Origin of the sequence: Streptomyces sp. NRRL F-5123, from assembly GCF_000721495.1 — a bacterium.
In the GTDB taxonomy this organism is placed as follows: domain Bacteria; phylum Actinomycetota; class Actinomycetes; order Streptomycetales; family Streptomycetaceae; genus Actinacidiphila.
Genome location: NZ_JOHY01000004.1, coordinates 99,316 through 121,110, shown reverse-complemented (window position 1 = coordinate 121,110; position 21,795 = coordinate 99,316). Strand labels below are relative to the sequence as shown.

The following is a 21,795-nucleotide window of genomic DNA, read 5'->3' as shown; positions in this document are numbered from 1 at the left end:
GCAGCGCCACGTTGACCTGCGGCGTCAGCCGCGTGCCCGCGGGCTCCCCGGATCGGGTGGAAGCGGGGCCCGGAGGCCCGCGCCGGGCGTACGGGCGGCCCGGCGGCCGGTAGATTCCCCGTCAGGGGGAGCACACGAGGACTCGCGGTGGACAGCGACTTCAACCAGCCCCATCCATCCAGCCGGCGTGCTCTCCCGTCCACCTGCCGCACGGAGGCGCGGAGGCGGGCACGTACCCTCCCGGCGTCCGACGTGAGGCGCCCCGGCCCCCTCACAGGCCGACGGGCACCGGCGTCCCCGGAAGGCCGCCCGCGTCGAGCCGGGCGAGCAGCCCGCCCAGGTCCCGAGGGGAGAAGACGTCGCTGCCGCGGTAGCCGCGGATGTCCTCGGGGTGCCACCACCGCAGCCCGGTGACGTTCTCCGCGGCGAGCTGCTCGTCCGTCAGGGCGCCGCGCGGGGCGAAGTGCGGGGTGCGGACGAGGAAGTAGTCGTTGACCACGCCGTCGTACCCCGGTGCGTGCGCGGGATCCACCACCACCTGGTGCCAGACGTGCGGCGGCTCCCCCTCGAGGGCGAACCCCACCTCCTCGCGCAGCTCCCGGCGCAGCGCGTCGAGGCTCGTCTCCCCGCGCTCGACACCCCCGCCCGGCGCGGCCCACACCACGAGCGTCCCGCCCGCCCGTACGAAGGCGAACCGGCACAGCAGTATCCGACCGCCCCCCTCGTCGAACAGGAGCGCGCGGACGGCGTGACGCAGATTCACCGGCGGCATCCGGCCACGATAGCCGCCCACGGGGACCGGCTGCGGGCGGCTGCCGCCGCTGCGGCAGGATGGGACCGTCGGCCGGGCGAGGCGCCGGTCACGGAGCAGGAGGTTCCCGAAGATGCGCGGAAGCGTCGTCGCGGTCAGTGCAAGCGGCGAGTACACGTTCACCAAGCCAAACCGCGACGGGATCCGGCTGATCGCCGGGCTCGGCGTGGAGGGCGACGCGCACGCCGGCGTGACCGTCAGGCACCGCTCGCGCGTCGCCCAGGACCCCTCCCAGCCGAACCTGCGCCAGGTCCACCTCATCCACGAGGAGCTCTTCGCCGAGGTCGCCGGCGACGGCTTCACCGTCGCCCCCGGCCAACTCGGCGAGAACATCACCACCTCCGGCCTCGACCTCCTCGGCCTCCCGGCCGGCACCCTCCTGCACATCGGCGACACCGCCGTCGTGGAGGTCACCGGCCTGCGCAACCCCTGCCGCCAGATCGACGACTTCCAGCACGGCCTGCTCAAGCAGGTGGTCGGCCACGACGCGGACGGCAACGTCGTCCGCAAGGCCGGCGTCATGAGCGTCGTCCGCGAAGGCGGCACCGTCCACCCCGGCGACCCGGTCACCGCCCACCTCCCGGCCGCCCCGCACCGGCCTCTCGCGCCCGTCTGACCACCCCCGCCCGGACCGCCGGCCCCGCCCGCCGAACCGCCGCCGCGCCACGGGCGTCCTGCTCTGCACGGGCGGGACACCGCCACCGGCGAGAGGGGCTCCATGGACGGCGGCGGGCACGGCGACGCGGGCCACAGCGACCACGGCCACCACCACGGCCATCATCACCACCACCACGGCGCGTCCGGCGGTGACGGCGGGTATTCCGGCGGAGGGCGCGGCGGCGGGACGGGCAGGGGCGGGAGAGCCGGCGCCGTGCTGCTCCTCGTCGTGGGGTCGGCCGTGATCTTCCTGCTCACCTGGATCCACTGACGGCGCCGCCAGCTGCCCCGTACCGGCGGGCGGTCGGCAGCCCCGGGACCAGCAGGGGCAGGTGAAAAGCACCACGAGTGGGAAGGACGGTCCCTCGCCCGGCGGCAGCGGGGTGCGTAGCTTTGCAGGCAGCGCCAGGGACCGGACCGGGCCCGGGCAGGGGATCGGGCCTCGGGTGCGGATGACGGATCCGGCCCCTGCCCCCAACGTCCCGGCCCTCTGGCAGCCCGTCTGATCCCGCCTCCCCGTCCGGGCCGCGGGCCCGGCGCACCCCCGCGGCGCCGGGCCCGCGGCCCTTCCTGTGAACCGCCTCCGACCGCTGGCAGGCGGCGCGCCGTGTGCGCCAGGATGGCCGCCATGATCTTCGTCGCGGTCGCCGCCGCCGCTTTCCTGACCGGCGCCTTCGGTACGGTACGGGCCGCCCTGCACGGGGCGCGCTGCATACGGGCCCGCCGCAGCGGCCTGGAGCTCCAGGCCGACGTGGTCGGCAACGACAGCGGGCCGACCGCGAACGCCGGCCGCTACACCCTCACCCCCGTCGTCCGGTACCACATCGAGGGGCGCGCCATCGTGTCCTCCCTCGTCAACGCCTCCGGCAGGCCCGGTCCGACCGGCGGCGCGATGACCGTCGTGGTCGACCCGGCCCGCCCCTACGAGCCGTACGACCGCTACCGGCTCCTCGGCGCCCTGGACGGCGGCTCGATCATGCTTTTCCTGCTGGGCACCGCCCTGCTGGTCTGGTCCCTGGCCGTCGTCTGAGTCCCCGCGGGAGGGGGTCACCCGGCGACACGCGGCTCGTCCAGTCCGCCCAGGACCGCGTCCACCGCCTGCTCGGGCGTCAGGTCCGAGGTGTCCGGCCACAGTCCGCGGCGCGGCGTCCGCGCCCGCAGCTCCTCGTCGAGCAGCCCGACCGTCCAGCCCCCGTCGTAGCCGTCCTCCGGCCGCCCGACCTCGCGTGCCGCGACCGCTTCCGCCGTCGGGGCGAGCACCACCAGGTAGAGCGGCCCGGTCGTCACGGCGTCGCGGAAGAAGCCGAGGTGTTCGCCGGGGACGACGTCCTGGACGACCACGGTCCACCCCGCCCGCGCGTACAGGTCCGCAACCGCCGCCGAGGCCTGGTGGCGCGGCAGCAACTGCGCCGCGGCCCCGGGCGTCGGCTCCGGCGTGAACTCCTCCCGCCCGGACACGACATCCGCCGGAAGCCGTCACCGCGCAGATGCACCGACCGCGGGAGCCGCTCGGCCGGCAACTGGGCGACGGTGGACCTCCCCGACGCCATCACCCCGGTGACCAGCACCACCGCGGAACCGGACCCGCCCACCCCGCAGCCCCCCAGCGCCCGCGCCGTCACACCCGCGCCGCCCTGCGGTCAGTCGGCCAGCGGCACGATGCTCACCGCGCGGTAGTCGTAGCCGTCCTGCTTGCCGCCGGGGTCCTCCCAGACCAGTTCGACCCGCTGCCCCGGCGACAGCGTGCGGAATCCGGTCATCCGGATGTTCGAGTAGTGCCCGAAGCACCCTCCGGGCGTCTCGGTCGAGTCGAGCACCCCCCAGCCGGCCTCGTCACTCCACTCACGGACCGTCGCGATCACCATGGGAGCAACCCTACGAGCCCGCCCCCGCCCGCGCGCCCGAATTCCCCGCACCGGGCACCCCCACCTTCCCACCCGCCGCCCGGCGCGCTGCTCCCGCTCAACTCCCCGGCGCGGCCTGGTGCCCCTGTTCCTGCGGGTAGCTACTGATCTCGACCAGGTTGCCGTCGGGGTCGCGCAGATAGGTGCTGGTGAAGGGCCCGAGCGCGCCCGTACGCGGCACGGGGCCCGCCTCGACGGGGACGCCGCACGCGGCCAGGTGCTCCAGGACCCGGGCCTGCGGGTAGGGGGTGACCAGGCACAGGTCGGCGCTGCCCGGGGTCGGCCGGGCGGCGTGCGGGAGGAGTTCACGGCCCGCCGGGTGCAGGTTGATCTTGACGGTGCCGAAGGCCAGCGCGCGCCGCCCGTCGCCGAAGGTGACCGGCCGCATGCCGAGGACGCGTTCGTAGAAGGCAATGCCGGCCTCGACGTCGGCGACGGTCAGCACGAGGTGGTCCAGCCCGCCGACCAGCGGCCCGGTCACGGGACCGGCTCCGTAGCGGCCGAGCAGCCGTGTGCAGGCCTCCTGGGCGGGCGCGGACAGCAGGCCGCGGGAGCGGGTGAACAGGTCGGCGAGATCGGGGCCGTAGCGGGCCGCGAGGTCGGCGTTGTGCTCGACCAGGTCGAGTTCGTTCGCGGCGGTGATCTCCATCAGGGCCCGCAGGTCGGCTTCGGCGGGGACGCCCTCGGCGCCGGAGAAGCGGTCCCGGAAGACGACGGGGGAGCCCTGGCCGAGCTGCGGGTAGACCGCGGAGCGGTCGCAGCTCGCGTAGAAGTGGACCAGCTCTTCCGCGCGTTCGCCGACGAGCGCCGCGAGCCGGGCGCGCTCGCCGGTGCCGATCAGTGCCTCGTCGAAGCCGTCCGTCCCGTACGCGGCGTGGCACAGCCCCGCCGTCCGCACGTCGGGGCCGGCGCCCCACTCGTCCAGCATCCGCTCGACCCGGCCCAGGTGCGCCAGCAGCGTGCCGCCGGGGTGGGGGATGCGGTCGGCGCCCCGCTCGCGCAGGAAGTCCTCGATACGTGCCCGGTCGGGCTGCGGTTCGTTCCGGCTCATGACCATGTCACGAGTTATAGTCGTGACGTGAACGCCGAGGCAAGCGACACGGGCGAGGATGTGCCCGCCGGGGAACTGCGCTTCAACTTCCGCTCCGGCCGCCTGTGCCTGGCTTTCGTCGCCACGGTCGGCGAGCGCTGGCGCGGCCGGTACGAGCGGCTGCGCGAACCGTCGGACCTGGCCCGTTGGTACTGCGAGGCGGGGCTGCTCCGGGAGCCGCCCGACGTCACCGGGTCCGGCCTGGAAGCCGCCCGGGTGCTGCGCGAGGCCGTCCACCGCCTCGCGCGCGCGGTGATCGCCGGGCAGGCCCCCTCGCCCGCGGACGAGGCCGCCGTCAACGCCGCCGCGGCCGCGCCACCGCTGGTGCCCGTCCTGAGCGGCGGCACCGGGCGGCTGACCCTGCCGGCCGCGCGCGGGCAGCAGGCGGCCCTCAGCACGGTGGCCCGCGACGCCGTCGACCTCTTCTCCGGCCCGGCCGCGGCCCGGGTGCGCGAGTGCGCGAGCCCGGAGTGCGCGCTGCTGTTCGTCGACACCAGCCGCCCGGGGCGCCGCCGCTGGTGCTCCAGCGCGGCCTGCGGCGGCAAGGACCGCGCCGCCGCGTACCGCCGCAGGCGCGCCGCGGCACCGGAGGGCTGAGCCGGCTCCCGGCCGGCGGCAGAGCCCGGCATCAATGTCAGACCCTCACGCAAAAATAGTGGGCATGACGACAACTCCCGCCGTAGAGGCGTTGGCCACCCCTGCCCAGTACCGCGACGCCATCGCCCGCGTACGCGAGGCCGCCCGCGCCTACTACGGCGGCGACGGCGACTTCGCGGCCGAGAGCGTGCTGGACGACGCCGCCTACGACCAGTTGCTGCTGGCGCTCGCGGCGTACGAGCAGGCCCATCCGGAAGAGGCCGCGCCCGACTCCCCGACCACCCAGGTCGCCGCCGGGGCCGCGCCGGTCGGTGACGTCGCGCACGGTGTGCCGATGCTGTCGCTGGACAACGTCTTCTCCGCCGAGCAGCTGGTCGCGTGGGGCGACGGGCTGCAGCGCCGCCTGGGGCGCCCGGTCGAGGGCGGCTTCACCGTGGAGCCCAAGCTGGACGGCGCGGCGATAGCCGCCCGCTACCGCGACGGGCGCCTGGTCCAGGTGGTCACCCGCGGCGACGGCCGGTTCGGCGAGGACGTCAGCCATGTCATCGGCACCATCGACGGCCTGCCGGAGTCGCTCGGGACGGCGTGCACGGTCGAGGTGCGCGGTGAAGTGCTCTTCACGCAGGAGCAGTTCGAGCGCGCCAACGACATCCGCGTCCAGCACGGCGCCACGGTGTTCCGCAACCCGCGCAACGGCGCCTCCGGCACGCTGCGCGCCAAGGACCGCCCCTACCGGCTGGCCATGACCTTCTGGGCGTACGGCGCCGTCGACCTCGACGGCGGCACCTTCCTGCCCGAGGGCGCCTCGCACAGCGAGGTACTGGCCCTGGTCTCCGCGGCCGGAGTGCAGACCACGCGCGAGAATCCGGCCGCGATACGCCGCGTCGGCACCGTCGAGGAGGCGCAGCGGCGGATCGAGGAGATCCAGGCGCTGCGGCAGGCGCTGCCCTTCGGCATCGACGGCGTGGTCGTCAAGGCCGACGCCGCCGCCGAGCAGCGGGCCGCAGGCTCCGGCTCGCGCTTCCCGCACTGGGCGATCGCCTTCAAACTGCCCGCGGTCGAGCGCACCACGGTGCTGCTGGACGTCGAGTGGAACGTCGGCCGTACGGGCGTGATCGCGCCCCGCGGGCGGCTGGAGCCCGTCGAGATCGACGGCAGCACCGTCGAGTACGCCACGCTGCACAACCCCGCGGACATCCGCCGCCGCGACCTCCACCTCGGCGACACGGTCACGGTCTACAAGGCGGGCGACATCATCCCGCGCGTGCAGGCAGCCGTCGTCCAGCTGCGCCCCGCGGACGCGGTCGAGGTGCCGCTGCCCGAGGCCTGCCCGAACTGCGGCAGCGACATCGACAGGAGCCAGGAGCGCTGGCGCTGCGTCAAGGGCGCCGCCTGCCGGCTGCCCGCGCTCATCGGATACGCCGCGCAGCGCGACTGCCTCGACATCGACGGCCTGGGCAGGACGTACGTCACCTGGCTCGTCGACTCCGGCGCCGTCACCGACATCGCCGACCTCTACACCCTCGACCTGGCGACCCTCTCCGAGGCCGCCGGGAGCGACAAGCGGGGCGCCAAGCTTGCCGAGCAGATCCGGGCCGCGAAGGCCAAGCCGCTCAGCCGGCAGCTGTGCGCGTTGGGCATCACCAACACCGGGCGCCGCCTGTCCCAGCGCATCGCGGCCCACTTCCGCACCATGGAAGCCGTGCGCGCCGCGACGGCGGAGGCGTTCCAGGACGTCGACGGCATCGGCCCGGAGAAGGCTCCCGGCATCGTCGCGCAGATAGCCGAACTCGCCCCGGTCATCGACAAGATGATCGCGGCCGGCGCCACCATGAGCGAACCGGCCGGCGATTCCGCGGTCGACGGCCCGCTGACCGCCGAGGACGGCCGCCCGAAGAAGGTCGTGGTCACCGGCAGGATGACCGGCCCGCTCGCAGCCCTCAGCCGCACCGGCGTGAAGGACCTCGTCGAACGGGCCGGCGGCAGGGCCGGCGACACCGTCACCGCCGAGACCGCCTACCTCGTCGCCGCCCCCGCCGCGAACGGCAAGCTCAGCAGCAAGGCCGCCAAGGCAGAACAGCTCGGCGTCCAGGTCCTCACCCCGGAGGAGTTCGCCGACCTGGTCGCCGACTACCTCTCCTGACACAGCCGGGGGTCACGAGCGCCTCGCTGCGAAGCCGACCGGCCGCGGAGGCAGTTCCCCGGCCCGGGGCGCAGGGCCGCGCGTCCGGCGGGCGAGCGCTGCGGCGGCGTGCGGCCTCCCTCTAGGATGGCGGTTTCCGGCCAGAGGGGGAGGGCTGATGACCATACATGTCCGCCGGTGGGGGAGGCACGCCGTCGCGGCGGCGGCCGCCGTGGCAGCCGCGGCCGTGCTCGCCGGGTGTTCGGGTGACGGCAAGCCGTCCGCCCTGTCGCAGGCCGGCCTGCACGACAAGGTGCGCTCGGCGGCCGGGGATTCCCGGCGGTGCCCGCTGGACTACGACCTGGACAAGGCGGCGTCGGCCGCGCACGTGCCCGGGTCCGCGAGCCCGGTCTCCGCGTCCGTCGACCTGCCGGAGGACGCCGACAAGGACGCCGTGCTCAGTACCGCGCACGCCACCGACGTGGAGTGCGACTACACGCTGGGCCCGGAGGAGGTGTCCGTCGAGACCGTCGCCGCCGAGAAGGGCAGTGCCGCCGCCCTGCTGGCCCCGCTGATCCAGCGGAACGCAGAAATGTCCTCGGGCCAGCTGACGGCCTATCTCGGCGCGCTGCAGAAAGCTCCCGCCGGCACCCCGGTCGTCACCCCGACCGGCAACGTCGCCCTCGTCCGGTTGCGTGGCGCGGGCAGCGACAGCGTGGCGCTGATGGTCTCGTGCGGCACCGGCCAGGACGAGCGCGGCACGAAGCTGACCGCGAAACAGGTCCGCGCGCTCACCGGGAGCCTGGGCGGCCAGGCGCACTGGTGACCGCGCCGGGGCGGTTCACGTCGAAGGACCGGTCCGTCTTCACGCAGCGGACGTCCCCTCGGCAACGCAACTGCAGTCCCTGCTAGGGCAGTCGCCTGATCCACACCGCAGCCCTGCCGCCGGCCCCGGCTCGGGCACGCCTCCGCGGGGAAAGCGGAATTCCTGCCCGGCGGCGGCGCGGGGTGCGGTGCGTGCCCCGGTCCCAGTGTTCTCGGGATGCCCCTTCTATTTCCCGGTCCGAGGCGCCGCCCTATACGGAATTACGCGGGTTCGCGGAGCGCGGCACGTGGCGCATACCGCGGTTCGTGGCCGTCGGCGCCGGGTCGGCGTGTCTGTGGCGGCACGTCGCGGAATTCGGTCGCCGCGCGCGGGGGCCGTGTCGCCCGCGAATCCCCGCCGCGACCGGAGGCCGCACGTGGCGCCGGGATTCACCGCGGCTGTCCGGCGCGGCAGGGGCTCACTTTTCGGGGCTGAAGGTGCGTAAGCATGGGCAGTCCGACGTATTCCAGCGATTGGAAGCGATTGGAGCAATACGGGTGAAACTGGCTCCGGTGAAATCCCGGGGCGCTATCCCCTGGTGAAGTTGAACATCTGGTGTATCTTCTGGGGGTGGGCCCTTCGGATATACGTGGTACGCGGTGACGACGGGGAGTCAGTGAATTGGGAAACCGTGGCCTCATTCGCTCCTTTCGCCAGATAGAAAAGGGCGAAATTGACCAGCGCCGACCCGTCGTGACACTTTTCAGCGGCGGCCTGGACAGCACCTACCTGCTGTACCGGCTGCGGCAGGCGGGGGTGGACGAGGTGCACGCGCTCAGCGTGGACCTCGGCGGTGACGAGGCGCCGGAACTGACGGACATCGCCGACACCCTGGGAGTCCACCTCCACACCGTCGACGCCCGCGACCTGTTCGCCGACGAGTTCGTCGCCCCGGCCATCGCGGCGCACGCGGTCTACCTGGACACGCACCCGATCAGCTCCTCGCTCAGCCGGCCCCTCATCGCGAGGATCGCGATGGAGAAGGCCGAGCACCTCGGCGCGCCGACGGTCCTGCACACCGCCAACCGTTCGCAGAACAGCCTGCGGCGGCTCAACGGCGCCCTGGAACTGCTCGGCTTCGCCGGGGACTACGGCAGCCCCTACGACCTGGAGCCGGTCGACCGGGACGAGAAGATGCGGGAGCTGAAGACCCTGGGTCTGGACGTGGTGGCCGCGAGGGTCGTCAGCGGGGACTCGAACCTGTGGTGCCGCGAGTTCGAGTCCGGCTACCTCGACGACCCCGAGTCCCACGCGGTGCCCGAGGACCTGTACCGCTGGAGCGTGCCGGACGCGGACCGGCGCGACGACGGCATCGAGATCTCCCTGCGCGGCGGGGTCCCGGTGGCCGTCGACGGCGAGGAGCTGCCCCTGGCGGCGCTGGTCGCCCGGCTGAACCGGCGGGTCGGCCGGCACGGCCTCGGCCGCAGCAGCGGGCTGGAGCACCTCCCCGGCGGCGCCAAGGTCCTGGAGGTCCGCGAGACCCCTGCGGCCTGGCTCCTGCTGCGGTCCCACCGGGTGCTGGAGAGCGCGACGCTCGACGCGGAACTCATCCGCGAGAAGCTGCACATCGAGCAGCTGTGGGTGCGCGAAGCGCTGGAGGGCCGCTGGTTCGGTGAACTGCACGCCGCCTGCCAGGCGTTCATCGCGTCCACGGCACCCGCCGTCTCGGGCACGGTGCGCTGGCACCTGTCGCAGGCCGGAGCGAACACCACGTCCGTCGTCGCCGCCAGACCGCGGTACGTGCGCGACCGCGAGCACTGGGAGAAGTCCTCGATCCAGGAGGAACTCGGCCTGCTGACGTCAGGGGCGTGAGCAGACGGGCCACGGCACGTCCCGTGCGCCCCGCGTACCTTCCGTGGTCGTCCGACAGCCGCAAGGCCAGGAATGAGGAAGCACGTGAAGATTCCCGAGATCCTCGGCGAGGCCCGGGCCCTCGTCACTCCTGCGATGGAGAAGGCCTTGTCGCAGCTCTCTCCGGAGATCCAGCGGGTGGTCGACTACCACATGGGCTGGCGGGACGCCGAGGGCCGGCCCGTGCAGCGGCGCGGCAGCAAGTCCGTCCGGCCGGCCCTGGCCTTCCTCTCGGCCCGTGCGGGCGGCGGGGAGATCGCGGAGGCGCTGCCCGGCGCGCTGGCGGTGGAGTTCCTGAACAACTGGGCCTTCCTCGTCGACGACGTGATGGACGGCGACCGGTTCAGGCGCCAGCGGGAGACCGCGTGGGTCGTGTTCGGCCAGGGACAGGCGATCTGCGCCGGGACCGCGCTGCTGACGCTCGCCCAGCAGGTCCTGCTGGAGAGCCCCACGCCCGCCCGGCTGGCCGCCGTCGACCTCGTCCTGGACACCTCCGCGAGGATGCTGGCCGGGCAGACCCTGGACATGACGTTCGAGCGGCGGCTGGACTACACCGTCGACGAGTCGATGGCGATGACGCAGTCCAAGACCAGCTCGCTGCTGCGCTGCGCCACCTCGATAGGGGCGGTCCTGGTGGGCGCCGACAGCCGCGTCGTCGATCGCCTCGCCGAGTTCGGGCAGGCCGTCGGCGTGGCGTTCCAGGCGCGTGACGACATGCTCGGGATCTGGGGCACGCCCGACCAGACCGGAGGGCGCCCCCGGGGGTTCGACGTCCGGGCGCGCAAGGGCACGCTGCCGATCGCCGTGGCGCTCAACGACCCCGCGCACGGGCCCCGGCTGCGCGAGGTCCTCGCCCGCGAGGGCGGCCTGACGCAGCGGGACGTCGAGGCGGCCACCCGGCTGATCGACGCGGCGGGCGGCCGGGAGTGGACGGACGCGCTGGCCAGGCGGATGGTCGAGCAGGCGCTCGCCGCGCTCGCCGAACTCCCCCTCGCCGACGATGTGCGCGTACACCTCGAGGAACTGGCGGCGATGGGGTTGCCCGACGACGTGGCGCGCTGACCGCCGGGGCGGCCCGCGGCGCCGCCACCGACATCCACGTGGAGGCAGAGGGGAATCGTGTTGCCAGGCATATCTCTCGCCCTGATGGGCATCGACGGAGCGGGCAAGAGCACGCTCGCCCGCGCGCTGCGCGAGGAGCTGACCGCCCGCGGCGCCGAGGTCGTGGACGTCACCTGGGCAGGGGCCGTCGCCGCCCTTCCGGCCGGCTACCCGCGGACCAGCATCGAGCAACTCGGTGTCGAGGGATGGCGGTTGTTCTACGCGGGCCGCACGATCGACGACGCCCCGGTGGACGAGGCGATCCCGCGGCTGTTCGCCGACTTCGGCGCGTCCGAGCTGCCGCGCCGGATCGGGGAGGCCGGGGGCCGGGCGCACCAGTCCGGAGTGGTCGCCTCCGCCCTGGTCGAGCTCGCCGGGCACTACCTGCTCCGGAGCGCGGTGGCCGCACCGGTCGTCGCCCGCGGCGGGGTGGCCCTCAACGACGGCTTCGGGCTCAAGAACGTCCTCAAGTGCCTGCGGCTGGCCGAGCAGATGCCCGACGGCGAGATCCCGGCGAGCACGCTGCGGTCCCTGGCCGGACAGGTGACGGAGATCTTCTCCGACCCCTTCCTGCAGCCGGACGTCGGCCTGCTGCTGGACGCCGACCCGGCGCTGTCCTACCGGTGGCGCATGGACCAGAACGGCCGGCTCGGGGCGGGGGAGGACCTGGACTTCGCGGGCCGTCCGGGCCGCGACGGCTACCTGGCCCTGCAGGGGGCCCTGGCCGCGGAGTACCGCGCGGCCGCGGAACGCTGGGGCTGGCACGTGCTCCCCGTCGACGGGCGCCCCCAGCACGAGACCGCGGAGGAGGGCCTGCGCGCCGTCCTCGGCGACAACCGGGTCCGGGCGCTCCTGGAGGCCGGTACCGCACCCGCACCGAAACCTGATGTGGAGACGACATCGTGAACATCGATGTGCTCAGGGCGAAGCTGGCCCGTCGTATCGGCGAGGACAGGCGCGTGGAGACCGCGGACGAGCTCCTGGACCGCGTCTCGGGCACCCTCGGCGAGGTCGAGCGGCGCTACGCGGGCAGCGGGGACGCGCGGGCGCGCCACTGGTCCGGCCGGTTCCGGGCCCTGATGGAGGAGAACCGGTTCTGGCCGTCGGGCCGCATCCTCAACAACACCGGAACCCGGCAGGCCCAGCTCGCCTCCTGCTTCGTGCTGCCGCTCGCCGACACCTTCGACAGCGTCTTCGAGACCCTGAAGATCGCGGCCGCATGCCACCGGACGGGCGGCGGCACGGGCTTCGACCTCAGCGGGCTGAGGGAGCGCGGCGCACCCATCAGCACCGCGGAGGCGGCCGGCGCCAGCGGACCGGTGTCGTGGCTGCGCCTGTTCGACGCCGAGACCGCGGTGGTCGCCGCGGGCGGCAAGATGCGCGGCGCCAACCTGGGCTCGCTGTCGGTCTACCACCCGGACGTCATGGAGTTCGTCGACGCCAAGCGGACGGTGGGCCGTCTGCACAACTTCAACATCTCCGTCGCCGTGGACGACGATTTCATGCGGGCGGTCGAGACGGACGGGACGATCGACCTCGTCAGCCCGCACAGCGGTGCCGTCACCGGACGCGTCGAGGCGGCCCGCGTCTGGCAGCGGATCTGCGAGAACGCCTGGCGCACCGGCGATCCCGGACTGCTGTTCACCAGCGCCATCAACCGGGCCAACCCGCTCGTCGGCCGTCTGGGGCCCATCCGGACCACCAACCCGTGCGGCGAGCAGACGCTCTACCCGTACGAGGCGAGCAACCTGGGGTCGGTGAACCTGGCCGCGATGCTGCGGTCCGGCCGCCGGGAGGTGGACTGGGACCTCCTCGCCGCCACGGTCGGCGACGCGGTGCGCCTGCTCGACAACGCCATCGACGCCTCCCGGTACCCGGAGCCGCGCATCACCGGCATGGCCCAGTCCAACCGCAGGCTCGGACTGGGCGTCATGGGCTACGCCGACCTGCTGGTGCGGCTGGGCGTGCGCTACGACTCCGAAGAGGCGATGGACCTGGTCGACCGCCTCGGCGCGACCGTCCGCGACGCCGCGTGGGCGGCCAGCGAGGAGCTCGCGCAGGAGCGCGGCACCTACCCCAACTGGGAGTACAGCGGCCGGCGGGTGCCCGCCAGGAACTGCGCCATCACCACGATCGCGCCCACGGGCACGATCTCGATGGTCGCCGGCTGCTCCAGCGGCATCGAGCCGAGGTTCGCTCCCGTCTGGAACAAGGACGTCCTGACCGCCGACGGAGTCGCTGGGGCCGACGAGGACCTGCTGCGCGAGCTCGCGCAGCACGCCGGTCTGAGCCGGGAGCACGCCCTGTCGCTGCTGCGCAACAAGCCCCTGGCCGAACTGCCCCTGCCGGAGGGAGTCCTGGACACCTTCCGCTACGCACACGCGATCCCGGGGTCCTGGCACGTCCGCACCGTCGCCCGCTGGCAGCGGTACACCGACAACGCGGTGTCCAAGACGGTCAACCTCCCGCACGGCTGTGACGCCGCGGAGGTCTCGGAGACCTTCCTCGAAGCCTGGCGGCTGGGCTGCAAGGGCCTGTCGGTGTACCGGGAGGGCTCGCGCGACCGGGACCTGCTGACCGCGGCGTACGGCGGGCCGGAGCCGGAACCGCCGCGGCAGAGCAGGCAGCTGCTGGCCGGGGACCTGTGAGGCGGCCCGGAGCGCCCCACCGGCCCGCTCGCACACAGCAACACAGGCCCTGCCCGGGCAGGGCGCCGAGGCAATTCGCAAGGTGGTGAACCGCAGTGTCACTTTCTCCCGAGGCAGGGCCGGAGACGGCCCCGGCACGTGCGACGGGACGTACCTCCGTCCCGCCCAACGCGTTCTACGTGCCCTCGCCCGTCGTCCTGCTCAGCACCGAGGACGAGAACGGCGAGGTCGACGTGTCGGCGATGTCGGCGGTCGGGGTGGTCTGCCTCGACCCGGCCGTCCTCGCCGTGGGCATCAAACCGCGCCGGCAGACGTACAAGAACATCCGGCGGACCGGCTCGTTCGTCGTGAACCTGCCGCTCCAGGACGGGCTGGAGGCCGCGGATTACACCGGCACCCGGCCCTGGCGCAAGGAACCGGACAAGCTGCGGAACGCGGGTCTCGAAGTGGCCCGGCTCCCCGAGAGCGGGCTGCCGTACCTGCCGAGCTGCCCGATCGCCATGGCGTGCACCCTCGTCGGCAACCTGGGCCGCCACGAACTCCGGCTGGACGTGCCGCCGTCCCACCAGGTGGTCCTCGGGCGGATGACGGAGTGCTCGATCGACGACGAGTGGCTGGGCGAGGACGAGGTGCGGCTGGAGGACATGCCGGTCCTGCTGTACCTGAACCGCGTGTACGCCGCCCGGGGCGACGTCCTGGGCGTCCAGCGCTTCACCGACGACCCGGCCAAGCGCGAGGCGAAGATGCGCGAGTACCGCAGCCTGGGAGGGCGGCAGGAGTGAGGGAAGCCACGCAGCGGGCACTCGTGGCGCGGCTGTTGGCCCACATCGAGCACGGCACCACCGACCGCGCGCCGGCGGAGCGGACCGTGGCGGCGGACACCTATGCCGGCGCCGAACGGCTGGAGCACGAGCGGCGGACGGTCCTGCGTCGGCGGCCGGTGGTCCTCGCCCACTCCTCGCAGCTCGCCGCGGCGGGCGATTTCGTCACCGACCGTGTCGACGGCCGTCCGCTCCTCGCCGTCCGCGGAGCGGACGGCGGTGTGCGGGCCTTCCTCAACGTCTGCCGGCACCGGGGGGCGCAGCTGGTCGAGGCCGAGGACGGTACGGCAGCCAAGGGGTTCAGCTGCCGCACGCACGCCTGGCGCTACGGCCTGGACGGGGCTCTGGCCCATGTGCCCGACCGGGACCGCTGCTTCTCGCCGGCGGCCCTGGAGGGGCGCGACCTGCTGCCGGTTCCGGTCGTGGAGCGCTACGGCTTCGTCTGGCTGGCCCCGCGGCCGAGCGGTCCCGGCCCGCTCGCGGATCCCCTCGGGGGCCGTCTGGCGGACCTGGACGAGGACTGGTCGGCCTTCCGGTTCGCGGACGACACGCTCTGGGCCACGGACCGGCTCGTCGGCCGGTTCAACTGGAAGCTGGGAGTCGAGGGCTTCCTGGAGGTCTACCACTTCCGCAGCCTGCACCCCGACATGCAGAAGTACGTGTTCGTCCCCGAGGTCGCCCTCTTCGACCGGCTCGGTGAGCACGTGCGGATCGTCGCCCCCAAACGGGAGATCCGCGAACTGCGCGACGTCCCGCCGGAGCAGAGGCTGCTGCGTCCGCACGCCACACTGGTCTACTTCGTCTTCCCCTCCACTTTCGTCTTCGTGGAGAAGCGGCACGTGACCACCTTGCGGATACAACCGCTGACCGACGAGTCGAGCGAGGTGCGAGTTCTGCACACGGCGCGGCGGGACGGACTGCTCAGACCGGATGCACTGCGCACGAATATCGACCTGTTCTCCAAGGTTCTCGCAGAGGACGTGGCTGCCGCGGAATCGGTCCAGAGAGGGCTGGCGAGCGCGCCGCAGGAATTGCTGTTCGGGCGCAACGAAGCGGGTCTGCACTACTTCCGCGACAGCCTGGCGCAGGCCGCGGAGGGTGAGGACCGCGCGCCGGTGGACGGCAGGGAAGGCGGTGTCCCGGAGCGGGAGGGCGCGGGGGAGTGATACGGACCGCAAAGTGCCATAAGCACCGCTAAATATGGGACCTGACGGTCACTCACCTCGTCGGGTCAATGTCTTGACACCGGATTGGGGCTCTGCAAGAATCAATTCTTGAACTTGATCACTTCGAAGTCCGAGTGGGGGCATCCTGGTGGCAGGCGCTTCGATTGCGTTGATTGGCATCGATGGGGCCGGAAAGACATCTCTGATGGGGCCACTGCGCGACGCGCTCGAGCAGCAGGGTTTCGCGGTGGTCGAGGTGAACTGGAAGAACGCCCTCAAGGAGACTGGGGCGGATTATCCGGGAATCAGCCTGGAGCAGCTTTACGTGGAGGCCTGGCGCCTCTTTTTCGCGGACGGCCTGGCTGATGGCCGGAAGATCGACCAGGAGATTCCCCGCGCTTATTCGGAATTCACCTCCTCATCGATGCTGGAGTCGCTCGCGGGCACACCCCAGGGGGCTCGTCCTTCCGGGCTGGTGGGGTCCGCGCTCGTCGAGTTCGCCGTCGACTACCTGCTGCAGGCGGAGTTCATCCGGCCGGCCATGGCGGAGGGCAAGGTGACGCTCGCCGACGGATTCGGCTTCAAGAACGTCACGAAGGTCCTCAAACTGGCGGGCGAGATGCCGCAGTCGGAGCGCAGCATCCCGCGTGAGAGCCTCGACGCACTGGTGGGGGCCGTGCGGGCCGCGTACGCGAGCCCCTTCCTCCAGCCCACCCTCGGGATTCTCCTGGACGCGGACCCCGCGCTCACCTACGACTGGCGCACCCGGCAGGCCGGCGGACTCGGGTTCGGGGAGGACTACAGCGTCACCGGCCGCTCGGACCGCGACTCCTACATCGAGCTCCAGACGTACATGGCCGAGCAGTACCGCTCCGCGGCTGCCGAATGGGGCTGGCAGGTCATCCCGGTGGACGGCCGGCCGCAGAGCGAGACCGTCGCCGAGGCCCGGCGGATCGTCACCGGCCACCCTGCCTTCCGGCGCTGACCCCCGCTGCGCCCGGAGCCGGGCCTCCCGCCGGAACCCCACGTCATCAGCCTGTGCGATGCCTTGTCCCGCGGGCTTCAACCGTCAGCAGAAAGGCGGCACACGTGCACACCGGAGACGGGAAGAAGCGTCGGTTGCGAGTGTCCCTGGTCCAGCAGGGCGTGTGGGCCACGGCACTGGAGTCCATGCCGCTGGCCATGGGGTACCTCAAGGCCACGCTGGACGGGGACCCGGACATCGGAACGGAGGTCGACGTCACCATCCACAACTTCAGCGGCGGCGACACGCTGACCGTGATGGCGAACCAGCTGTTCTCCGAGCAGCTGCCCGATGTGCTCGCCTTCTCCGTTCTGGGATGGAACGTCCGGAGCTTCGGCGCGCTGGCGGAGACGTACAAGCAGTCCAAGCCCGACGGCCTGGTGGTCTTCGGGGGCACACACGTGGCGAACCAGGGCGAGCGCGTCTTCCGCATGAACCCCGACGTCGACGTCGTCGTCAACGCCGAGGGGGAGTTCACCTTCCTGGAGCTGGTCCGGGCCCGACTGGACGACCGGGACTTCTCCCTCGTCCCCGGCCTGAGCCTGCCGGGGCCCGGCCACACCGTGGTCACCACCGAGGAGGCCCCGCGGATCGAGGACCTCAGCCGGATACCCTCGCCGTTCCTCACCAACTCCATCGAGATGCTGGACCACTTGGGCCGCTTCCGCTACGACGTCGCGCTGATGGAGACCAACCGCGGCTGCCCGTACAAGTGCGCCTTCTGCTACTGGGGCGGCGCGGTAGGCCAGAAGGTGCGGGCCTTCCCCCGCGAGCGCCTGATCGAGGAAGTCGACTACTTCGCCTTCCACGAGGTCGACACGATCGTGCTGTGCGACGCGAACTTCGGTCTCCTCAGGGAGGACCGCGACTTCGTGGAGAACGTGGTGCGCATACGGGCCAAGCGCGGCTTCCCGCGCTCGATCGAGACCTCCTGGGCGAAGAACAAGTCCGCGATCTTCTACGACATCGTCAAGCAGATGAAGGAGGGCGGCCTGCGCAGTTCCTTCACCCTGGCGCTCCAGACCCTCAACGACGCCGCCCTGACCGGGATGAACCGGCGGAACATGAAGATCAACGACTGGGAGAGCCTCGTCGCCTGGCTCCAGGAGAACGACCTGGACTGCTACGCCGAGCTGATCTGGGGAGCCCCGGGCGAGACCCGCGAGAGCTTCCTGGCAGGCTACGACGACCTCGCCGTGAAGGTCCCCAGGATCGCCACCTACCCGCTGCTCATCCTGCCGAACACCCACTACACCGAGCACCGCGACAAGTTCGGGTTCGTCACCGTCCGCGGTGACACCGACGACTTCGAGTACGTCCTCCAGCACGAGACGATGAGCGTGCAGGAGAACCGGGAGATGCAGCGCTTCCTGTTCTGGGCCAGGACGGTCGGTGAGAACGCCATCTTCCGCCACCTGTGGGACCCGGTCCGGGAACTGGCCGGCATGACGCAGTCCCAGGTCCTGCTGTCGATGATGGAGTGGTTCAACGGGTGCGCCGACCCGGTGGCGGCCCCGCTGCGCACCCTGGATTTGGACCTGGTGGACGCCCAGGTGGTCGCGCAGACCATCAACTACATGTACACCGAGCCCGCCTTCGAGCGGCTGGTCCTCCAGTGGTGGGAGGAGGCCGTCCTGCCCGGGCTCCCCGCCTCCGCGGGTCCGTTCCTGACCGACGTACTGCGCTACGACATGGCCACCCGCCCGCTGTACGACGGCGGGCCGGAACACGTCAGCGGCCTGCCGGTGGTCTCGATCGGCGGCCTGGACCACTACGTGCGCAGCAGTCCCCAGCTGTCCTTCGACGTGCCCGCCGCCCTCGGCGCGGGCCGCGCCGGCGGGACGTGGACGGTGCCGGAACCGGCCGCGTGGCGCGCCGACCTGTACTACAAGGTCGGCTTCAAGAACCATCTGGACAGCCACGAAGTCGCCGCCCAGTACCGCGGGAAGCTCTCCCACGAGCTGGGGCACACCGGCGACGCCGCACAGGAGACGGAGAGCCGATGACCGCCGGACACGAGGCCCTGGAGATACCGGTAGCGCCCGCACCACAGGTGACGCCGATCAACGACAACTACTTCAGCCCGGAGACCCTCGAGATCACCATCGACCGCTGCACCGAGGCGCAGACCGCCGCGGAGGTGGACTTCCTCGTCCGCGCGGGCAAGCTCGGCGACGGGGCCCGCGTGCTCGACGTCGGCTGCGGAGCGGGCCGCCAGTCCATCGCCCTCGCCCGGCGCGGATTCGACGTCACCGGCGTGGAGAAGGGCGAGCTGTACCTGGCCGAGGCCCGCAGGCGCGCGGCCGCGGCCGGCGTGGACGTCACCTTCGTCCGCGGCGACGCGCGCGACATGGAGCACGACAGCCGCTTCGACCTCGCGGTGAGCTTCTACACCGCGTTCGGCTACCACAGCGACCGGGACAACGCGAAGGTGCTGCACCGGATCGCCCGGAGCCTCGTCGTCGGCGGGCGGTTCGTCCTCGACATCACGAACCGCGACGCGGTCGCCAACCAGGCACGCGAGGTCGACGTCGTCACCAGCGACGGCCTGACGGTGGTGAAGGAGAACTTCTTCGACCCCTTCACCAGCCGGCGGCGGCTGGAGTGGACCTACCTGCGCGGTGACCGGGTGGTCAGCCGCGCCTCCTTCGACCACCGGGTCTACAGCCTCCACGAACTCGTCTCCCTCTTCCGGGACAGCGGTCTGGAACTGGAACACGCCTACCAGGACGTCGACGACACCCCGTTCTCGCCCGGCGGCCGCCACCTGGTCCTCGTCGCACGGCGGACCCTGTGAAGGCCACGACCCACTGGAGGAACCTTGCGGGCTTCTGACCTCATCATCCTGACCACCGCCGATCCGCAGCGCACCGCGCGCTCCTGGCTGGAGGCGAGCAGCGGCTTCCCGGCGTCGCTCGACCCGGCGGAGTTCCTCCTGCTGGCGTGCCAGCACCGGCTCTGCGGCCTGCTGGCCGACGCGCTGCGGGAGGCCGACTGGTTCGACCGGCTGCCCATCACCGTGTGCGAACGGCTGGACCAGGAGGCCCGGCTGGCGGAGCTGCGGCAGCGGGAGCTGACCGCCGCGCTGCGCCAGCTCGCGGACGTCCGGCCCGACATCGTGTCGCGCTCTGTCCTGCTCAAGGGCGGCGGGCTGCTGGCGGACTACGGGCGGCCCGGTCACCGGCCGATGAACGACTTCGACATCCTCCTCGGTGCCGAGGACTTCGCCGAGCTGGAGCCGCACTTCGCGGAACTCGGCTACTGGCTGAAGGTGAGCCTCAACGGCCCGACGTTCTACCGCGAGTCCGACAGCCCGACCGGCACGCTCTGCCTGGACGTCCACGTGGCCGGCCCCAGCAAGTACTTCCGGCCGGAGGAGGCCCTGACCACCGACTGGATCAGCTCCGCCGAGAAGCACAGCGTCGACGGGATCGCCTGTCTGCGGGCCGCGCCCGACTTCGAGTTCGTCAACGTGGTGACGCACATCCACGAGCACCTGGCCAGCTGGTACCACACCGTCGACGACGACGACGTCCGGCTCATCAGGTTCATCGACGCGGAGGTCCTCCTGGCACGGGGCGCCGTGGACCCCGAGGGCTGCTGGCGGCGGGCGGTGGACCTGGGCCTGCAGGGCGAGTTCGCGCTCGGGCTGTGGGCCTGGTCCGCGGTCCGGGGCGGCCTGCCCGACGCGCTGGCCCCGCTGGCGCCGCTCGCGGCACGGGTGGCCGGACTCGGAGAGCAGTGCGCGATGCCGTTCGGGCGGACGGTCCGCTGGTCCGTCCCCCTGCGCGAGCGCGCGTTCCGGACCGACCGGCTCGAACTCGCCTTCGACCTGCTGGGCAAGGACGAGGACAGGCGCTGGTCGCACTGGCAGGAGTGGTACGCCACCCGGGGCATGCTCGACGAGGACAGGGAGAAGGTGGAGGTGTTCGGCGAGGAGGCCCGCCGGCTCGTCGACGGCTTCACCCCCGCCGCCCCGCCTGCCTGACGCGCCCCGCCGCCCCGGCGCCGCGACGTCGCGGGCCCGCCCCGGTCACGACCCGGGGCGGGCCTCCTCCCGTGGGATCCGCGGCGACCGGGCGGTCCAGCAGCGCCGAACGGACCAGGACGCGCCGGCCGTACCCATCGGCGTCCCGGGCGCACAGCAGCTCGTGGACGCGGCGCAGTGCGTGGTGCGGTATTCCCGGCCACAGGTGGTGAACGGTGTGGAAGCCGTCGTTGTGGGGGTGGAAAGCAAAGCGCTGAAAACGTCCGTTGTTGGTGACCGTGGCGTCGAAAACGGTGTCGGCTGTGCTGTACACGTGCTCCGCGGATTCGGCCGCGAAGCGGATGACCGGCAACACCACGAGGTATCCGAGAATCCAGCAGACGAGAGCTGTGGCCCCGCGGCGCCAGCCAATGACAGATGCTGCTGCCGGTAGTGCGGTGACGGTCGGCCAGGTCAACGGCATCGCTATCAGGAGCGGATCGGATCCGAGCGTCCTGAGCCAGCCGGCCTCATAGCGTGGAAGGCGCCGGAGAAGGTCTGCGGCGAAGGCGGCGGCGCTGTTCCTGCGCATCCCCTCGACATCGAGTTCCGCATAGCGTTCCAGATCCGGATCGCTGGTCGTGCCGAATCGGCGGTGGTGCTGGAAGTGGGACGTCCGGTACGCCGGGAGAGAGGCTCCGGTGGGCGCCGCGGCCAGGACGAAGGCCAGGACGTCGTTGGCCGTCCGGTGCTTCCGCGTCCAGTTCCGGTGCGCCCCCTCGTGGACCAGGCACTCCAGGGCGCGCAGTTGGCGGCCGACCACGACGGCGGCCACCGCGTACACCACCGCGCGGACCGGCCAGGGCAGCGGACCGGCCCACGCCGCCGCGGCGAGTACGGCGCCCATGGCCACCGCGTGGTCGAGAAGAGCGGCGCCGACCGTGAGCACCGGACGCGTGCGATGTGCTGCCGCTATCCGCTCCCCTAATTCCGGGGGCACGCGATAACCGCGCGGATAGGGAGTGTCGGAGAAGACCCCTGCGAAACTTTTCCGTTGCTTCAACGTGTTCGCTCCCCCACTACGGCGTCCTTCACACGATCGCCGCGTGTGCGCTTGCATGTCAAGCACTCGAGGCGGGTTCGTATTGGTGTGCAGCAATAAACGGAAAAA

20 protein-coding genes and 1 pseudogene are annotated in these 21,795 nt (G+C 72.3%); 16 read left to right on the top strand and 5 right to left on the bottom strand.

The features are described from left to right. Window positions 1–271: 271 nt before the first annotated feature. The gene (locus IH54_RS0105575) at window positions 272–772 is read right to left on the bottom strand and encodes an NUDIX domain-containing protein (RefSeq protein ID WP_031513343.1); all 501 of its coding nucleotides are present in this window, start codon (window positions 770–772) and stop codon (window positions 272–274) included. 112 nt (window positions 773–884) lie between these two features. Here IH54_RS0105575 and IH54_RS0105570 point away from each other — a divergent pair, with 112 nt between their 5' ends. The 3 genes from IH54_RS0105570 to IH54_RS0105560 all read left to right on the top strand — a co-directional run bounded on the left by IH54_RS0105570 (window position 885) and on the right by IH54_RS0105560 (window position 2,498). Beyond that, the gene (locus IH54_RS0105570) at window positions 885–1,427 is read left to right on the top strand and encodes an MOSC domain-containing protein (RefSeq protein WP_031513341.1); all 543 of its coding nucleotides are present in this window, start codon (window positions 885–887) and stop codon (window positions 1,425–1,427) included. A 102-nt stretch (window positions 1,428–1,529) separates the two neighbouring features. Continuing rightward, a complete protein-coding gene (locus tag IH54_RS39350) occupies window positions 1,530–1,739 on the top strand; it encodes a hypothetical protein (protein ID WP_043179893.1) in 210 nt (69 codons plus the stop codon). Window positions 1,740–2,096: 357 nt separating this feature from the next. Next, window positions 2,097–2,498 carry a DUF3592 domain-containing protein gene (locus tag IH54_RS0105560; protein ID WP_031513339.1) on the top strand — a complete coding sequence of 134 codons (402 nt, stop codon included), beginning with the start codon at window positions 2,097–2,099 and terminating at the stop codon, window positions 2,496–2,498. Between the two features lie 17 nt (window positions 2,499–2,515). On the opposite strand, the pseudogene IH54_RS39345 reads toward IH54_RS0105560, so the two are convergent. From IH54_RS39345 to IH54_RS46590, 3 genes and pseudogenes are all read right to left on the bottom strand, one after another. Then, window positions 2,516–3,018: pseudogene (locus IH54_RS39345) on the bottom strand (phosphotransferase). Between the two features lie 90 nt (window positions 3,019–3,108). After that, window positions 3,109–3,333, bottom strand: coding sequence for a cold-shock protein (locus IH54_RS0105550; RefSeq protein WP_031513337.1), 225 nt, complete (start codon window positions 3,331–3,333; stop codon window positions 3,109–3,111). 97 nt (window positions 3,334–3,430) lie between these two features. Beyond that, the gene (locus IH54_RS46590) at window positions 3,431–4,423 is read right to left on the bottom strand and encodes a VOC family protein (RefSeq protein ID WP_107060109.1); all 993 of its coding nucleotides are present in this window, start codon (window positions 4,421–4,423) and stop codon (window positions 3,431–3,433) included. A gap of 27 nt (window positions 4,424–4,450) precedes the next feature. Here IH54_RS46590 and IH54_RS0105535 point away from each other — a divergent pair, with 27 nt between their 5' ends. The 13 genes from IH54_RS0105535 to IH54_RS0105475 all read left to right on the top strand — a co-directional run bounded on the left by IH54_RS0105535 (window position 4,451) and on the right by IH54_RS0105475 (window position 20,645). Then, complete coding sequence (locus IH54_RS0105535; RefSeq protein WP_063762212.1) at window positions 4,451–5,059, top strand: CGNR zinc finger domain-containing protein; 609 nt, start codon at window positions 4,451–4,453, stop codon at window positions 5,057–5,059. 64 nt (window positions 5,060–5,123) lie between these two features. Then, on the top strand, window positions 5,124–7,202 hold the full coding sequence (gene ligA / locus IH54_RS0105530; RefSeq protein ID WP_031513334.1) for an NAD-dependent DNA ligase LigA: 2,079 nt from the start codon (window positions 5,124–5,126) through the stop codon (window positions 7,200–7,202). A gap of 157 nt (window positions 7,203–7,359) precedes the next feature. Continuing rightward, window positions 7,360–8,007 carry a hypothetical protein gene (locus tag IH54_RS0105525; protein WP_031513332.1) on the top strand — a complete coding sequence of 216 codons (648 nt, stop codon included), beginning with the start codon at window positions 7,360–7,362 and terminating at the stop codon, window positions 8,005–8,007. 660 nt (window positions 8,008–8,667) lie between these two features. Next, window positions 8,668–9,858 carry an argininosuccinate synthase-related protein gene (locus IH54_RS0105520; RefSeq protein ID WP_031513330.1) on the top strand — a complete coding sequence of 397 codons (1,191 nt, stop codon included), beginning with the start codon at window positions 8,668–8,670 and terminating at the stop codon, window positions 9,856–9,858. An 84-nt stretch (window positions 9,859–9,942) separates the two neighbouring features. Beyond that, window positions 9,943–10,959 (top strand): polyprenyl synthetase family protein, encoded by a 1,017-nt coding sequence (locus IH54_RS0105515; RefSeq protein ID WP_052397106.1) that lies wholly within the window; start codon window positions 9,943–9,945, stop codon window positions 10,957–10,959. 60 nt (window positions 10,960–11,019) lie between these two features. Continuing rightward, complete coding sequence (locus tag IH54_RS0105510) at window positions 11,020–11,904, top strand: hypothetical protein (RefSeq protein WP_159011668.1); 885 nt, start codon at window positions 11,020–11,022, stop codon at window positions 11,902–11,904. After that, window positions 11,901–13,646: an adenosylcobalamin-dependent ribonucleoside-diphosphate reductase gene (locus tag IH54_RS0105505; protein ID WP_052397105.1), complete on the top strand. Its 1,746-nt coding sequence runs from the start codon at window positions 11,901–11,903 to the stop codon at window positions 13,644–13,646. The genes IH54_RS0105510 and IH54_RS0105505 overlap by 4 nt, the downstream gene beginning before the upstream one ends. 95 nt (window positions 13,647–13,741) lie before the next feature. Continuing rightward, window positions 13,742–14,428, top strand: coding sequence for a flavin reductase family protein (locus IH54_RS41395; RefSeq protein WP_078861970.1), 687 nt, complete (start codon window positions 13,742–13,744; stop codon window positions 14,426–14,428). Continuing rightward, the gene (locus IH54_RS0105495; protein WP_159011666.1) at window positions 14,425–15,633 is read left to right on the top strand and encodes an aromatic ring-hydroxylating oxygenase subunit alpha; all 1,209 of its coding nucleotides are present in this window, start codon (window positions 14,425–14,427) and stop codon (window positions 15,631–15,633) included. The genes IH54_RS41395 and IH54_RS0105495 overlap by 4 nt, the downstream gene beginning before the upstream one ends. Window positions 15,634–15,838: 205 nt before the next feature. Next, on the top strand, window positions 15,839–16,618 hold the full coding sequence (locus tag IH54_RS0105490; RefSeq protein WP_031513317.1) for a hypothetical protein: 780 nt from the start codon (window positions 15,839–15,841) through the stop codon (window positions 16,616–16,618). 140 nt (window positions 16,619–16,758) lie between these two features. Further along, a complete protein-coding gene (locus tag IH54_RS0105485) occupies window positions 16,759–18,663 on the top strand; it encodes a KedN5 family methylcobalamin-dependent radical SAM C-methyltransferase (protein WP_234343381.1) in 1,905 nt (634 codons plus the stop codon). After that, window positions 18,660–19,454, top strand: a complete 795-nt coding sequence (locus IH54_RS41390; RefSeq protein ID WP_052397104.1) for a class I SAM-dependent methyltransferase — start codon at window positions 18,660–18,662, stop codon at window positions 19,452–19,454. Before IH54_RS0105485 ends, IH54_RS41390 begins: the two co-directional genes overlap by 4 nt. 24 nt (window positions 19,455–19,478) lie before the next feature. Continuing rightward, window positions 19,479–20,645 carry a nucleotidyltransferase family protein gene (locus tag IH54_RS0105475; RefSeq protein WP_031513311.1) on the top strand — a complete coding sequence of 389 codons (1,167 nt, stop codon included), beginning with the start codon at window positions 19,479–19,481 and terminating at the stop codon, window positions 20,643–20,645. Here the strand turns inward: IH54_RS0105475 and IH54_RS0105470 are convergent. Next, the gene (locus IH54_RS0105470; RefSeq protein ID WP_159011662.1) at window positions 20,620–21,687 is read right to left on the bottom strand and encodes a fatty acid desaturase family protein; all 1,068 of its coding nucleotides are present in this window, start codon (window positions 21,685–21,687) and stop codon (window positions 20,620–20,622) included. The genes IH54_RS0105475 and IH54_RS0105470 overlap by 26 nt on opposite strands. Window positions 21,688–21,795 lie beyond the last annotated feature (108 nt).

Coding starts and splice junctions, on each gene's coding strand:
- IH54_RS0105575 (WP_031513343.1), bottom strand. CDS start 772: ATGCCGCCGGTGAATCTGCGTCACGCCGTCCGCGCGCTCCTGTTCGAC.
- IH54_RS0105570 (WP_031513341.1), top strand. CDS start 885: ATGCGCGGAAGCGTCGTCGCGGTCAGTGCAAGCGGCGAGTACACGTTC.
- IH54_RS39350 (WP_043179893.1), top strand. CDS start 1,530: ATGGACGGCGGCGGGCACGGCGACGCGGGCCACAGCGACCACGGCCAC.
- IH54_RS0105560 (WP_031513339.1), top strand. CDS start 2,097: ATGATCTTCGTCGCGGTCGCCGCCGCCGCTTTCCTGACCGGCGCCTTC.
- IH54_RS0105550 (WP_031513337.1), bottom strand. CDS start 3,333: ATGGTGATCGCGACGGTCCGTGAGTGGAGTGACGAGGCCGGCTGGGGG.
- IH54_RS46590 (WP_107060109.1), bottom strand. CDS start 4,423: ATGAGCCGGAACGAACCGCAGCCCGACCGGGCACGTATCGAGGACTTC.
- ligA (WP_031513334.1), top strand. CDS start 5,124: ATGACGACAACTCCCGCCGTAGAGGCGTTGGCCACCCCTGCCCAGTAC.
- IH54_RS0105525 (WP_031513332.1), top strand. CDS start 7,360: ATGACCATACATGTCCGCCGGTGGGGGAGGCACGCCGTCGCGGCGGCG.
- IH54_RS0105490 (WP_031513317.1), top strand. CDS start 15,839: ATGGGGCCACTGCGCGACGCGCTCGAGCAGCAGGGTTTCGCGGTGGTC.
- IH54_RS41390 (WP_052397104.1), top strand. CDS start 18,660: ATGACCGCCGGACACGAGGCCCTGGAGATACCGGTAGCGCCCGCACCA.